Origin of the sequence: Streptomyces minutiscleroticus (genome assembly GCF_014650875.1) — a bacterium.
Lineage (GTDB): Bacteria > Actinomycetota > Actinomycetes > Streptomycetales > Streptomycetaceae > Streptomyces > Streptomyces minutiscleroticus.
In genome coordinates this window covers 64,941-77,520 of the sequence record NZ_BMVU01000001.1, presented here as the reverse complement: position 1 = coordinate 77,520, position 12,580 = coordinate 64,941, and the positions used below count along the sequence as shown (strand labels likewise).

8 protein-coding genes and 2 tRNA genes are annotated in these 12,580 nt (G+C 71.8%); 2 read left to right on the top strand and 8 right to left on the bottom strand.

The window, feature by feature from the left end; translation table 11 throughout:
- Positions 1-680: 680 nt before the first annotated feature.
- The 3 genes from IE271_RS00285 to IE271_RS00275 all read right to left on the bottom strand — a co-directional run bounded on the left by IE271_RS00285 (position 681) and on the right by IE271_RS00275 (position 5,607).
- The gene (locus IE271_RS00285) at positions 681-1,040 is read right to left on the bottom strand and encodes a DUF4233 domain-containing protein (RefSeq protein ID WP_190188035.1); all 360 of its coding nucleotides are present in this window, start codon (positions 1,038-1,040) and stop codon (positions 681-683) included.
- A 3-nt stretch (positions 1,041-1,043) separates the two neighbouring features.
- Positions 1,044-2,564 (bottom strand): bifunctional tetrahydrofolate synthase/dihydrofolate synthase, encoded by a 1,521-nt coding sequence (gene folC / locus IE271_RS00280; protein ID WP_190188034.1) that lies wholly within the window; start codon positions 2,562-2,564, stop codon positions 1,044-1,046.
- Between the two features lie 412 nt (positions 2,565-2,976).
- Positions 2,977-5,607, bottom strand: coding sequence for a valine--tRNA ligase (locus tag IE271_RS00275; protein WP_190188033.1), 2,631 nt, complete (start codon positions 5,605-5,607; stop codon positions 2,977-2,979).
- Positions 5,608-5,744: 137 nt separating this feature from the next.
- Here IE271_RS00275 and IE271_RS00270 point away from each other — a divergent pair, with 137 nt between their 5' ends.
- Complete coding sequence (locus tag IE271_RS00270) at positions 5,745-6,719, top strand: hypothetical protein (protein ID WP_190188032.1); 975 nt, start codon at positions 5,745-5,747, stop codon at positions 6,717-6,719.
- Positions 6,720-6,785: 66 nt separating this feature from the next.
- On the opposite strand, the gene clpX is transcribed toward IE271_RS00270, so the two are convergent.
- The 5 genes from clpX to IE271_RS00245 form a co-directional block, all read right to left on the bottom strand.
- The gene (gene clpX, locus IE271_RS00265; protein WP_190188031.1) at positions 6,786-8,072 is read right to left on the bottom strand and encodes an ATP-dependent Clp protease ATP-binding subunit ClpX; all 1,287 of its coding nucleotides are present in this window, start codon (positions 8,070-8,072) and stop codon (positions 6,786-6,788) included.
- Between the two features lie 160 nt (positions 8,073-8,232).
- On the bottom strand, positions 8,233-8,913 hold the full coding sequence (locus tag IE271_RS00260) for an ATP-dependent Clp protease proteolytic subunit (protein ID WP_308435146.1): 681 nt from the start codon (positions 8,911-8,913) through the stop codon (positions 8,233-8,235).
- 134 nt (positions 8,914-9,047) lie between these two features.
- Complete coding sequence (locus tag IE271_RS00255) at positions 9,048-9,656, bottom strand: ATP-dependent Clp protease proteolytic subunit (RefSeq protein ID WP_190188536.1); 609 nt, start codon at positions 9,654-9,656, stop codon at positions 9,048-9,050.
- Between the two features lie 736 nt (positions 9,657-10,392).
- Positions 10,393-11,790 (bottom strand): trigger factor, encoded by a 1,398-nt coding sequence (gene tig, locus IE271_RS00250; protein ID WP_190188030.1) that lies wholly within the window; start codon positions 11,788-11,790, stop codon positions 10,393-10,395.
- A 198-nt stretch (positions 11,791-11,988) separates the two neighbouring features.
- Positions 11,989-12,065 (bottom strand) — tRNA-Pro (locus tag IE271_RS00245).
- A gap of 173 nt (positions 12,066-12,238) precedes the next feature.
- Between IE271_RS00245 and IE271_RS00240 the strand changes: the two genes are divergently transcribed.
- A tRNA-Gly gene (locus IE271_RS00240) sits at positions 12,239-12,309 on the top strand.
- Positions 12,310-12,580: the final 271 nt, after the last annotated feature.

The following is a 12,580-nucleotide window of genomic DNA, read 5'->3' as shown; positions in this document are numbered from 1 at the left end:
CCCGGCCCCTTCCCGGACGGGCCGCCGTCCGGCGCGCCGGACCGGCGCCGTCACGCCCGCCCGCGGCGCGTACGGACGCGCCCCCCGGCGGGCACGGCCTCCGGCGCCTCCGGCACACGCCGGCGCCCACCCCGGCACCGCCGCGCACTCCGTGCGCCCGCCGGACCGCCCCCGACTTCTCGCGCGGGCCCCGCGCGGCAGGCCGACGGCCACGGACCGCCGGTGCCTTTGGCGCACGTGGACGTAGCGGTGCGGCCGGACGAGCGCCGTCGCACGCTCCGCAGGTCCCGGTGGTGCCGACCGGACCCGGCGGGGCGTCCGCGGCCCCTCCGGGCGGACCTCGCACGGCAGGACAGCCGAAAGACCCTCCACGCCCCCTGCGGCCACACCGGACGCGTGTCGCCACAGGCACGGGGGCGGGCACCGTCGCGGACACGACGGGCCGGGTGTCGCCGCGGGCGCACCTGACGCGTGTCGTCACAGGCACACTCGGCGCGTGTCGTCACAGGCACACTCGGCGCGGGTCGTCACAGGCACACTCGGCGCGGGTCGTCACAGGCACACTCGGCGCGGGTCGTCACAGGCACGCTCGGCGCGCGTCGCCGTGGGCGTGCCTGACTCGGGTCGCCGCAGGTCGGCGAAGGCTTCGGCCGCCCCGGGCCCCCGGGGGCGGCCACGGCTCACGCCGGTGCGTTCGGCGTCGCCCCGTCCCGCTGTGCCGCGAAGCGCGCCTTCGCCTCGTCGACCTTGCGGCCGTAGTGGACCGACGCCCACCACAGGGCGGCGAACACCGCGCCCATGAAGAACATCGTCGGCACCACGAACCCGCTCGCGATCAGCGCGACCTGCAGCGCCCAGCCCAGCTGGACGCCGCCCGGCCGCGTGATCATCCCGCACAGCAGTACGGACAGCAGCATGGCGACGCCGCACACCGTCCAGACCGTCGTCATGGACAGGTCCGGGTCCTTCATCGCGACCAGGCCGGCGAAGCCGATCACGAAGAACTCGCCGATCAGGGTCGACGCGCAGAGCGTACGCACGGATCAGTTCCTTCCCAGCAGCAGTCGGGCCTCGCCGACGGTGATGACGGAGCCGGTGACGAGCACGCCGCCGCCCGCGAACTCCCCCTCCTCCTCGGCGAGGGTGATCGCCGCCTCCAGCGCGTCGTCGAGCCGCGGCTCCACCTGGACCCGCTCCTCGCCGAACACCTCGACGGCGACCGCGGCCAGCTCGTCGGCGTCCATCGCCCGGTGGCTGGAGTTCTGCGTGATCACGACCTCGGCGAAGATCGGTTCGAAGGCCTCGAGGAGCCCCCGTACGTTCTTGTCGCCGCTCGCGCCCACGACGCCGATCAGACGGCTGAAGTCGAACGCCTCGCCGACCGCCTCGGCGGTCGCCCGCGCCCCGGCCGGGTTGTGCGCCGCGTCCAGGACGACGGTCGGCGACCGGCGCACGACCTCCAGGCGCCCCGGCGAGGACACGGACGCGAACGCCTTGCGGACCGTGTCGATGTCGAGCGGCTCCGGACGCTGCGCGCCGACCCCGAAGAACGCCTCCACCGCGGCCAGCGCGACCGCCGCGTTGTGCGCCTGGTACGCGCCGTGCAGCGGCAGGTACACCTCGTCGTACTCGCCGCCGAGCCCGCGCAGCGTCAGCAGCTGGCCGCCGACGGCCACCTGGCGCGAGACGACCCCGAACTCCAGGCCCTCCCGCGCGACCGTCGCGTCCACGTCCACGGCCTTCTTCAGCAGCACCTGGGCCGCGTCCACCGGCTGCTGCGCCAGGACGACCGTGGCGTTCTGCTTGACGATGCCCGCCTTCTCCCTGGCGATCTCGCCGGGCGTGGAGCCGAGCCGGTCGGTGTGGTCCAGGTCGATGGGCGTGATCACGGCGACGTCGCCGTCGATCACGTTCGTGGCGTCCCAGCTGCCGCCCATGCCGACCTCGACGACGGCCACGTCGACCGGCGCGTCCGCGAAGGCCGCGTACGCCATGCCGGTCAGCACCTCGAAGAAGGACAGCCGGTACTCCTGCTGCGCGTCGACCATCTCGACGTACGGCCGGATGTCCCGGTAGGTCTCGATGAACCGCTCGGCGGAGACGGGCGCGCCGTCCAGGCTGATCCGCTCGGTCACCGACTGCACGTGCGGCGAGGTGTAGCGGCCGGTGCGCAGCTCGAAGGCGCCGAGCAGCGCCTCGATCATGCGGGCCGTGGAGGTCTTGCCGTTGGTGCCGGTGATGTGGATGGAGGGGTACGAGCGCTGCGGCTCCCCCAGGACGTCCATCAGCGCGGCGATGCGGGCGACCGACGGCTCCAGCTTCGTCTCGCCCCAGCGGGTGGCGAGCTCGGCCTCGACCTCGCGCAGCGCCTTGTCGGTCTCGGGGTCGTCCGGGCGCGCGGGCACGTCGGCCTGCGGCGGGCCGCCCTGCGTGCGCAGGGTGCGGCTGCCTGCCTCGATCACGGCGAGGTCGGGGTCGCGGTCGGTCTCGGCCGTGACGATCTCGTCGAAGGAGTCGAACGGGTCGGGCTGCTCGCTGCTGTCGTGCGGGGGGAGCTCACTCACGCTCCCCAGTCTACGGAGCGCCCCCGCCACTCCTCGCGCCGCGCCCGGTCCGGCCCGGGCCACCGGTCCCCGTGCCGGTCCCGCACCGGCTCGACGCGCCGCTCCCCATGCCGGTCCCGCACCGGCTCGACGCCGGCTCCGGCTCCACACCGGTACCGCACCGGTACCGCGCCGGCTCGGTCCCTTCCGGCTCAGGCTCCGCCCGGACGGGGCCGAGCCGTCCCGGCCGGGCGTGACCCACTGGTTCCGGCCGAAGCGGAACCGACCTGTTCCGCCCGGGCAGGACGGGCCGGCTCCGCCCTGCCGGGGCAGCGCCGTACGGCCGTGCACGCGCCGGGGCCCCGGACACGGCCTGCGTGTCCGGGGCCCCGGCGAACTCGTCCTCGTCGGCGGGCGGGGCGCCCGCCCCGGCTCAGGCCGCCGGCAGCCGGTCCAGCTGGGCCTGGATGCGGGCGATGTCCTCGTCCGCCTTGGCGAGCCGCGTGCGGATCTTCTCCACGACGTGGTCCGGGGCCTTGGCCAGGAACGCCTCGTTGCCGAGCTTGGCGGTGGCCTGGGCCTTCTCCTTCTCGGCGGCGGCGAGGTCCTTGGCCAGGCGCTTGCGCTCGGCCGCCACGTCGATCGTGCCGGACAGGTCGAGGGCGACCGTGGCGCCGGCGACCGGCAGGGTCGCCGTGGCCGCGAAGCCCTCGCCCTCCGGCTGCAGGCGCAGCAGCTGGCGGATCGCCGCCTCGTGCGGGACCAGCGCGGTCCCGTCGAGGGTCAGCCGGGCCGGGACCCGCTGGCCGGGCTGCAGGCCCTGGTCGGCGCGGAAGCGGCGGACCTCGGTGATGACCTGCTGGAGCGTCTCGATCTCCCGCTCCGCGGCGTCGTCGCGGAAGCCGGAGTCGGTCGGCCAGTCCGCGAGGACGACGGACTCACCGCCCGTGAGGGTGGTCCACAGGGCCTCCGTCACGAACGGGACGACCGGGTGCAGCAGCCGCAGCGTGACGTCCAGGACCTCGCCGAGGACGCGGCCCGAGACCTTCGCCGCCTCGCCGCCGCCCATGAACGTCGTCTTGGACAGCTCGACGTACCAGTCGAAGACCTCGTCCCACGCGAAGTGGTACAGCGCGTCGGAGACCTTGGCGAACTGGTAGTCCTCGTAGAACGCGTCGACCTCGGCGACCGTCTTGTTCAGCCGGGACAGGATCCAGCGGTCCGTCGCCGACATCGCGGCGGCGTCGGGCAGCGGGCCCTCGACCGTGGCGCCGTTCATCAGCGCGAAGCGCGTGGCGTTCCAGATCTTGTTGGCGAAGTTCCGGGACGCCTGGACCCAGTCCTCGCCGATCGGGACGTCCGTGCCCGGGTTGGCGCCGCGGGCCAGCGTGAAGCGGACCGCGTCGGAGCCGTACCTGTCCATCCAGTCGAGCGGGTCCACGACGTTGCCGAAGGACTTCGACATCTTCTTGCCGCGCTCGTCGCGGACCAGGCCGGTCAGGGCGATGGTCTTGAAGGGGACCTCGCCGTCCATGGCGTACAGGCCGAACATCATCATCCGGGCGACCCAGAAGAAGATGATGTCGTGGCCGGTCAGCAGGACGTCGGTCGGGTAGAACTTCTCCAGGTCGGGTGTCCGCTCCGGCCAGCCGAGCGTGGAGAACGGCCACAGGCCGGACGAGAACCACGTGTCGAGGACGTCGGTGTCCTGGGTCCAGCCCTCGGCCTCGGTGCCGGGCGGCTCCTCGTCGGGGCCGACGCAGACGACCTGGCCCTCCGGCCCGTACCAGACCGGGATGCGGTGGCCCCACCACAGCTGGCGCGAGATGCACCAGTCGTGCATGTTGTCGACCCAGTCGAAGTAGCGCTTCGACATGTCCTCGGGGTGGATCTTCACCCGGCCGTCGCGGACCGCGTCGCCTGCGGCCTTCGCCAGCGGGCCGACCTTGACCCACCACTGCAGGGACAGGCGCGGCTCGATGGTGGTCCGGCAGCGCGAGCAGTGGCCGACGGAGTGGACGTACGGCCGCTTCTCGGCGACGATCCGGCCCTGCTCGCGCAGCGCGCCGACGATGGCGCTGCGCGCCTCGAACCGGTCCAGGCCCTCGAAGGGGCCGGGGACGGTGATGACCGCCCGCTCGTCCATGACCGTGATCGACTCCAGGTCGTGGCGCCGGCCGATCGCGAAGTCGTTGGGGTCGTGGGCGGGGGTGACCTTGACGGCACCGGTGCCGAACTCGGGGTCGACGTGCGTGTCCGCGACGACGGGGATGGTGCGGTCGGTCAGCGGCAGCTTGATCCGCTTGCCGACCAGGTGCCGGTAGCGCTCGTCGTCGGGGTGGACGGCGACGGCGGTGTCGCCGAGCATCGTCTCGGCGCGGGTCGTCGCGACGACGAGCGTCTCGTCGCCCTCGCCGTACGTGATGGAGACGAGCTCGCCGTCGTCCTCCTGGTACTCCACCTCGATGTCGGAGATGGCCGTCAGACAGCGCGGGCACCAGTTGATGATGCGCTCGGCGCGGTAGATCAGCTCGTCGTCGTAGAGCCGCTTGAAGATCGTCTGGACGGCCCTGGACAGGCCCTCGTCCATGGTGAAGCGCTCACGGGACCAGTCGACGCCGTCGCCGAGGCGGCGCATCTGGCCGAGGATCTTGCCGCCGTACTCCTCCTTCCACTGCCACACGCGCCGGACGAACTCCTCGCGGCCCAGGTCGTGGCGGGACTTGCCCTCCTCGGCGAGCTGCTGCTCGACCTTGTTCTGGGTGGCGATGCCGGCGTGGTCCATGCCCGGCAGCCACAGCGCCTCGAAGCCCTGCATCCGCTTGCGGCGGGTCAGGGCGTCCATGAGGGTGTGCTGGAAGGCGTGGCCCAGGTGGAGCGAGCCGGTGACGTTCGGCGGCGGGATGACGATGGTGTACGGGGGCTTGTCGCTCTTGGCGTCCGCGGTGAAGTAGCCCGCCTCCACCCAGCGCTCGTACAGCTTCCCCTCTACGTCGGCCGGCGCGTACTGGGTCGGCAGTTCGGGGGGGTTCGCTGACGTCTGCTGCTGAGTGTTCTCGGTCACGGGCCCAGTTTAGGGGTGTCACGGGCCCGTCCCGAAACCGGATCGTTCGGTAACGGTGGGGCCCCGCGCGCCCTGGGCGCACCTCCTCTGCGCCAGGATGTCCGGAACGCATCAGCATCTGGAGGGGGAACCCAGAGATGAGCCACAGCCAGCCGGGCCCGTACGGCGGACAGCCACCTCAGCAGCCCGGGCCGTACGGCCAGCCCGGGCCCTACGGCCAGCAGCCGGAGCCTTACGGCCGGCAGCCGCCGCAGGCACCCCAGCCCGGTTACGGGTACCCCCAGCAGCCCCCGCAGCCCGGTTACGGCTACCCCCAGCAGCCCCCGCCGCCCGGCGTCCCGCCGCAGCCGGGCTACGGCCAGCAGCCGCCGTACGGCCAGACTCCCTACGGCGCCCCCGTGCCTCCGGCCCCGGACGGCGGCAGGAAGAGGACAGGTCTCGTCATCGGCGCGGTGGCCGTCGTGGCGGCGATCGCGGCCGGCGCGTACTTCGTGATCGGCGGGGGCGGCGGCGCGGGCGGCATCGCGGACGACGGCGCCCACAAGCTGACGACGCCCGAGACCGTGCTCACCGAGTACAAGCGCGTCTCCGACGACGGCGCGGGCGCGAGCGACGACTCCGCGGCCGAACTGGAGAAGAGCGGCGTCAAGGACGGCAAGTCGGTGATCGGCTTCTACTCGACGGCGGACCTGAGCGGTTACGACCCCGCCGACCCGAGCACCGCGCCCGACCCGAGCGAGGCCGCTACCGCCAGGAGCGTCACGTTCGCCGGTGCCTACGGCGACATCGAGGACCCCGCGGCCGCGCTGGACACCTTCTTCGCCAACTTCGAGAAGTCGTCCAAGGAGGGCTCCTCCAGCAGCACCGGCGCCCGGTCCGAGCTGGTCGGAGAGGCCGAGGAGGTCGATCTGGACGGCGCGGCCATGAAGTGCCAGGCGGCCAAGGGCACGGACCTGGCGACGAAGCAGGAGAAGACGGACTGGTTCTGCGCCTGGGCCGACTACAGCACCATCGCCATGGTCTCGCCCGGTGACGCCACCAAGGGCGTGACCAAGGACGTCGCCGCCGACATCACCGCGAAGGTGCGCGAGGAGGTCCGCGTCGCGAAGTGACGCGGACAGCGCGAAGGGCCGCCCCGTACCAGCGGGGCGGCCCTTCGGCACTTCGGGGGCGGCGGGTTACGCCGACTTCTGCTCGCCCGAGCCGCGGCCGCGGGCGTCGCGCGGGATGAGCGTCGGGTTGACGTTCGAGTGGACGACGTCCGCCGTGACGACGACCCGGGCCACGTCCTTGCGGGAGGGGACCTCGTACATCACCGACATCAGGACCTCCTCCATGATGGCCCGCAGACCCCGTGCGCCCGTCTGGCGGAGGATGGCCTGGTCGGCGATGGCCTCCAGCGCCTCGCGCTCGAAGTCCAGCTCCACGCCGTCGAGTTCGAAGAGGCGCTGGTACTGCTTCACCAGCGCGTTGCGCGGCTCGACCAGGATCTGCAGCAGGGCCTCGCGGTCGAGGTTGTGCACGGAGGTGATGACCGGCAGACGGCCGATGAACTCGGGGATCATCCCGAACTTCACCAGGTCCTCGGGCATGACGTCCTCGAACTGGTCCTTGGACTCCAGCTCGCGCTTGGAGCGGATCGTCGCGCCGAAGCCGATGCCCTTCGCGCCGGCCCGCGCCTCGATGATCTTCTCCAGGCCCGCGAAGGCACCGCCCACGATGAACAGCACGTTCGTCGTGTCGATCTGGATGAACTCCTGGTGGGGATGTTTGCGCCCGCCCTGCGGCGGCACCGACGCCGTCGTGCCCTCCAGGATCTTCAGCAGGGCCTGCTGCACGCCCTCGCCGGAGACGTCCCGCGTGATCGACGGGTTCTCGCTCTTGCGCGCGACCTTGTCGATCTCGTCGATGTAGATGATCCCGGTCTCGGCCTTCTTGACGTCGTAGTCGGCGGCCTGGATCAGCTTGAGCAGGATGTTCTCGACGTCCTCGCCGACATACCCCGCCTCCGTCAGCGCCGTCGCGTCGGCGATGGCGAACGGCACGTTGAGCATGCGGGCCAGGGTCTGCGCCAGCAGCGTCTTGCCGGAGCCGGTCGGCCCCAGCAGCAGGATGTTGGACTTCGCCAACTCGATGGCGTCGTCGCGGCCCTGGGCCCCGCCGTTCTCACCGGCCTGGACCCGCTTGTAGTGGTTGTACACCGCGACCGACAGGGCCTTCTTCGCGGCCTCCTGGCCGACGACGTACCCCTCGAGGAACTCGTAGATCTCACGAGGCTTGGGCAGTTCCTCCCAGCGCACCTCGCTCGTCTCGGCGAGCTCCTCCTCGATGATCTCGTTGCAGAGATCGATGCACTCGTCGCAGATGTACACACCGGGGCCTGCGATGAGCTTCTTGACCTGCTTCTGGCTCTTGCCGCAGAACGAGCACTTGAGCAGATCGCCGCCGTCACCGATGCGTGCCACGGTGTGCTTCCCCTTCGCCTGGGAGACGCCTAGGTCCAGCGGCTCCTGGTGCTGCCTTATGTCCGACGGTACCTTGCCTGGCCCCCCGTTCGGGCCCCCCTTGGCGCGGTTCACTTTGTCGTGAACCGCGCCAAGGAGCGGCAGACGCTGCTGCGCTACGTCAGACGACCGCGGAGTTGTTCATCTTCCGGGTGGAGATGATCTGGTCGACCAGACCGTACGACAGTGCGTCCTCGGCCGTGAGGATCTTGTCGCGCTCGATGTCCTCGCGGATCTTCTCGATCGGCGTGGTGGAGTGCTTGGCCAGCATCTCCTCCAGCTGCGTCCGCATCCGCAGGATCTCGTTCGCGGCGATCTCCAGGTCGGAGACCTGACCGCGGCCGGTCTCACTGTACGGCTGGTGGATCAGCACGCGGGCGTTCGGCAGCGCCATGCGCTTGCCCTGCGTGCCGGCCGCGAGCAGCACGGCGGCGGCGGAGGCGGCCTGGCCCATGCACACCGTCTGGATGTCGGGCTTCACGAACTGCATCGTGTCGTAGATCGCCGTGAGCGCCGTGAAGGAACCGCCGGGGCTGTTGATGTAGATCGAGATGTCCCGGTCGGGGTCCATCGACTCCAGGCACAGCAGCTGCGCCATGACGTCGTTGGCGGAGGCGTCGTCGATCTGCACGCCGAGGAAGATCACGCGCTCCTCGAAGAGCTTCGCGTACGGGTCGTACTCGCGCACGCCCTGCGAGGTGCGCTCGACGAAGCGCGGGATGACGTAACGGGACTCGGCCGCGGGGCCGGTGTACTCGGCGCGCGTGCGGTCGTAGATGCCGCTGCCGGGGAAGTCGTTCACTGTGTCTCCTGAGAGGCCTGGAAGGGGCTGAGGCGGTCGGCTGGGGCGGGACGGCGTCCCCGGTCCGCCGGGGACCGCGGCGCCGCCGTGGGGCGGTCTCGCGGCGCCGTACGGCGTCCGGATCGGCGTGGGCGTCAGGCCGCCCCGGTGCCGCCGCCGCCCGGCATGCCGGCAGCGGTGGTGATGACCTCGTCGATCAGGCCGTACTCCTTGGCCTCGACCGGGTCGAACCAGCGGTCGCGGTCGGAGTCGCGGGTGATCTGCTCGACCGTCTGACCCGTGTGGAAGGCGGTGAGCTCGGCCATCCGCTTCTTGGTGTGCAGCAGCCGCTCGGCGTGGATCTTGATGTCCGACGCGGAGCCGGCGAGGCCGGCGGAGGGCTGGTGGATCAGGATCTCGGCGTTCGGCAGGGCGAAGCGCTTGCCGGGCGTGCCCGCGCTCAGCAGGAACTGACCCATGGAGGCCGCCATGCCCATGGCGATGGTCACCACGTCGTTCTTGATGTACTGCATGGTGTCGTAGATCGCCATACCCGCGGTGATCGAACCGCCCGGGCTGTTGATGTAGAGGTAGATGTCCTTGTCCGGGTCGGAGGCAAGGAGCAGCAGCTGCGCGGTGATCTTGTTCGCGATGTCGTCGTCGACCGGCTGGCCGAGGAAGATGATCCGCTCGTTGAGCAGCCGGTTGTAGACCTGGTCGCCGAGGCCACCACCGATGGAGGGCTCGCCGGCGGCGGAGGGCATCAGATTCGTCACGTATCCACCTGCTCGTCTTACGACGGCGCCGGGCCGTCTCACGTGTTCTGCCGGGGCGTGGGACCCCGGCGCGCGCCGCCTCGGGCGGCTTCGGGGACTCCCCTGCCCTCGTATTCATGGACCCTAACGCGCAGGCAGGCGGGTGCCATCCCGGTTCCCGGACTGTTCGCTGTGAGCGCAGGTCGCCACGCTCGGCCGAACGGCGCCGAGGCACTTGGGGACCTTGCGCCCGCCGCCGCGCACGGCCTCCCCGGGCCACCGGCCGCACCCGCGCCCCGGACGCGCGCGTCCGGAAGGGGCGGCACTCCGGGGGCCATCCGGGTGGGGCGGTGGGCCGTGCGGGGCACACCCGGCACGCACCCGGCGCACATCTGGTGCACGGCGTCACCGGGCGGCGCCCCGACTCCCCCGTCCGCCGGTGCCGCGCGGGTCGCCGGCACGGCACCGCCGCGGACGGACCCGGCGCGGGCCGGGACCGGCGCGGGCCGGGACCGGCGCGGGCGCCCGGCCGACCGGGTGACCGTGCGGGCGAGCGGCGCGGACGGAACGGCCGCGCGCCCCGGGGGCGGGCCGGCCGCCGGGCGAGCCGGATGCGGACGGGCCGCCGACCGGCCTCCGCGCACGTCCGGCTCCCGGTACGCGTCGGGCAGCCCCCGGTACGCGTCGGGCCCCGGGCGCTGACGCGTCCCGGGGCCCATGACGGTGCGGCCTGAGCCGCCCGTCGTCACGCCTCGGGCTTCTCCTCGGCCTTCTCCTCGGCCGTCTCGGCGGCGGCCTCGGTGGCCTCACCGGACTCGGCCTCGGTCTCGTCCTCGTCGTCGAGGTCCACGACCTCGCCGTTCGTGTCCTTGACCGTGGCGGCCTCGACGACCAGGGCCAGCGCCTTGCCGCGGGCGACCTCGCCGACGAGCATCGGGACCTGGCCGCCCTCGACGACCGCCTGGGCGAACTGGTCGGGGGACATGCCGGAGGAGGCGGCGCGCCGCATGAGGTGCTCGGTGAGCTCCTCCTGGTTGACGTTCAGCTTCTCCTTGTTGACCAGCTCGTCGAGGACGAACTGGGTCTTGATGCCCTTGACCGCGGCCTCGCGGGTCTCGGTCTCGAACTCCTCGGCGGTCTTGCCCTGGATCTCCAGGTACTTGTCGAGGGTCAGGCCCATCTGGCCGAGCTGGTGGTGCTCCAGGTTGTGCTTGCGGGTGTTGATCTCGTCCTCGAGCAGCTTCTCGGGGACGGGCACCTCGACGAGCTCCAGCAGCTTCTCCAGGACGCGCTCCTGGGCCTGCGTGGCCTGGTCGTACTGCTTCATGTTCTCGAGGCGCTTGCGGCTGTCGGCGCGCAGCTCCTCCAGGGTGTCGAACTCGGACGCCAGCTGGGCGAACTCGTCGTCCAGCTCGGGCAGCTCGCGCGCGGCGACCTGGGTGACCTTGACGGTGACCTCGGCCTCCTTGCCGGCCGCCGAGCCGCCCTTGAGCTCGGAGGCGAAGGTGGCCTCGCCACCGGCCTCCAGGCCCTTCACGGCGTCGTCGATGCCGTCCAGCAGCTCACCGGAGCCGATGGTGTAGGAGACGCCGTTGGCGATGCCGTCCTCCAGGACCTCGCCCTCGACCTTGGCCTCCAGGTCGATCGTGACGACGTCGCCGTCCTCGGCGGCGCGCTCGACCGGAGTGGTGGAGGCGAAGCGCTCGCGCAGGTCGGAGACGGCCTTGTCGACGTCCTCGTCGGTCACCTCGACGGCGTCGACCTCGACCTCGATGCCGGAGAAGTCCGGGATCTCGATGGCCGGGCGGACGTCGACCTCGGCGGTGAAGTTCAGCGTCTCGCCGTCCTTCAGCTCGGTGATGTCGACCTCGGGCTGGCCCAGGACGTTGAGCTCGGCCTCGTTCACCGCATCGGTGTAGAGCTTCGGAAGCGCGTCGTTGACCGCCTCCTCCAGGACCGCACCGCGGCCGAACCGCTGGTCGATGACGCGGGCAGGGATCTTGCCCTTGCGGAAGCCCTTCACCGTGACCTGCTGGTTGATCTTCTTGTACGCCGCGTCGAGGCTGTCCTTGAGCTCCTCGAAGGGCACCTCGACAGTGAGCCGAACCCGGGTCGGGTTCAGGTTCTCCACGGCGCTCTTCACGGTTCGGTCTCCTTGTGGCTGACTTCTTGGGTATCCGCCGGCTGCCGCTGCCCGGGTCGGGCAGGGCCTCAGCGGCTTCGCGGCCCTTGAGAGACGTGGAAGTGCAGACACACGGGCGCGCAGTCTGCATAGTAACCGCAGGCGGTACACGCACCCAAAGGCGAGTCCGGGCTGCCGGGCCGCCCGGCGGGGCCGGCGTGGTCGGGGTGGCGGGATTTGAACCCACGGCCTTCCGCTCCCAAAGCGGACGCGCTACCAAGCTGCGCCACACCCCGTACGGTGCGACACGTAGGGTACATGCCCGGGGACTGTGCGGCCCTCGCAACAGCGGGCGGCAGGCCGATCCGTCGGAAGGGGTGTGCGGCGGAGGGGGACGACCCGCTACGATGCTCCCGTGCCCCGTTCGCGATCACAGTTCGCGATCACGATGTCCGGCGGCATCCCCTTTGCGGGCGTAGCTCAATGGTAGAGCCCTAGTCTTCCAAACTAGCTACGCGGGTTCGATTCCCGTCGCCCGCTCTGTACGGCCCGGGGCCGGACCGGAGGTTTCACCCTCCGGTCCGGCCCCGGGCCGTTTCCGCGGTCGGCCGGCTCTCGGGCCCGCGTACGCGCACGGGACGGCCGCGCGCACGGGAGCGGCGGGCGGGCGCATCGCACAGGCCGTACGGTCCCTGCGCGCGCGTGTGGCCCGGCGCGGGGCCGCGGGGCTCCTCGCCGGGTGGTGCGGTGTCCGTCATGTCCTCGCCGGGCGGCCGTCCGCCGGGAGCGCCGCCGGCCGGTCCGTCGTCAC

Excerpts from the sequence above, each read along its gene's own strand:
- IE271_RS00270 (WP_190188032.1), top strand. The coding sequence starts at position 5,745 with ATGAGCCACAGCCAGCCGGGCCCGTACGGCGGACAGCCACCTCAGCAG.
- IE271_RS00255 (WP_190188536.1), bottom strand. The coding sequence starts at position 9,656 with ATGCCCTCCGCCGCCGGCGAGCCCTCCATCGGTGGTGGCCTCGGCGAC.